Here is a 763-nt window from a genome sequence, read left to right as displayed (position 1 = left end):
GTTGACCTTCGTCATCAAAAGCTTCAAGGTCTTCAAACGTATAGTTCCATTCCAGTTCGTCTGATAGTTCAATAGCATCGATAATGTATCCGTTGCGTAATAAATGGATCGTTATATCATCAGGACGATCTGGCGTGTCATCATCAAGCCATGCTTTTGTCACGTGGACGTCTGTTGAACCTGTTCGTGTATTGATAATGTCATAGCCATCAATCGATGTTTCGTAGCCTGGAACCCCGTGTTCAGTTACCGTGTATTCATGGCGGAAGCCTTCGTCATCAAATTCTGGAACATCACTAAATTGGTAGATCCAGTCATCATTTGATGAGACGTCTACTGTTTCAATGACGACACCGTCTTGTAATAAGTTGACGGTAATTTGATCGGGTCGATCGGACGCGTTATCATCTTGCCAAGTTTTCTCGCCTTCAATTGTAAGCGTACCGACACGTAAGTTTTCTAAGTCATAGCCGTTAATTGTTGCTTCGTAACCGTCTATGGGTTCTTCTTCAATAGAGTAGTCATAGGCTACGCCTTCATCATCGTATTGATCCAACCCTGTAAAACTAAAGGCCCAATCATCATTATGTGTCACTTGTTGACTATCAATTTGCACGCCATTTTGTAGGAGGTGGACGGTAATTTCATCTGGTCGATCCGAGTTATCGTCATCGATCCATGTTTTTTCTCCACTCACTTCGGTTTCACCGACACGACGATTAGTGATGTCATAGCCGTTAATTGTTGCTTCGTAACCGTCTAT

Annotated in this window: 1 protein-coding gene; it reads right to left on the bottom strand. The window is 42.7% G+C overall.

Annotated features, from left to right (window positions below; genetic code table 11):
* On the bottom strand, positions 1-763 hold a 763-nt coding region (locus tag B494_RS21275), incomplete at both ends, for a Cna B-type domain-containing protein (protein WP_194291166.1).

Source organism: Amphibacillus jilinensis Y1 (assembly GCF_000306965.1).
In the GTDB taxonomy this organism is placed as follows: domain Bacteria; phylum Bacillota; class Bacilli; order Bacillales; family Amphibacillaceae; genus Amphibacillus_C; species Amphibacillus_C jilinensis.
The sequence above is the reverse complement of the archived record's forward strand: the minus strand, read 5'-3'. Positions and strand labels throughout refer to the sequence as shown.